The sequence below is a fragment of the Vibrio sp. 2033 genome (assembly GCF_033339735.1).
The window spans coordinates 1-635 of record NZ_JAWOVC010000463.1 but is presented as its reverse complement, the minus strand read 5'-3'; the positions used below and the strand labels follow the sequence as shown (position 1 = coordinate 635).

The following is a 635-nucleotide window of genomic DNA, read 5'->3' as shown; positions in this document are numbered from 1 at the left end:
ACTTTTCCGTGCTGTTATTGGCATTTAGTATCCATTGTTTGACCTTAATACGAAAAGCGACATTACCTATCAACAATGTTTGCCTGAGTTTCGGCTGTTGTATTAACGGCTGCATTTTCTGCAGTTGAAGATAACTACTTTACAAAAGAACTCTCCATGCAAACTCGCCGCGAACTCTTCTTTGCCCCTTTTCAGCGTCTGGCTGTAATCGCAGAGCAATGGCGAGCTGGGTCTAAATCTTACTTAACAGACTTAGCTTCAATCGCGTTACTGCTTCTCCCACTGACATTATCCAACGCGCTGGCTATTCTACTTGGTCACGCATTTCGAGTGGCGGGCTTGGGTGATGTTTCCTTACTGCTTTTCCACCTTTCCGACATTTTGATCAACCTATATCCCACGGCATTTTGCGTGGTTGCTGCATATTATTTGTCGCACAAAGCCAATGTATCGAGCGTGGTGCTTATCATTTATTCGCTGATCATGTTCTATTTGGTGTCGATAGAAAATGAAAGCTTATCTGCGACGTATACGTTGCCCAATAACTCTCTGTTGGCGCTGATCAGCGCCATGATGTCATATTTGTACTGCAAACATTTGAGAATTCAATTGCTTGAACCCCAAGCACTGGACTT

Annotated in this window: 1 pseudogene; it reads left to right on the top strand. The window is 43.6% G+C overall.

Annotation, left to right across the window (positions count from 1 at the left end):
• Positions 1-156: 156 nt before the first annotated feature.
• A pseudogene (locus tag R7P74_RS27215) lies at positions 157-635 on the top strand (EAL domain-containing protein); the annotation flags it as partial.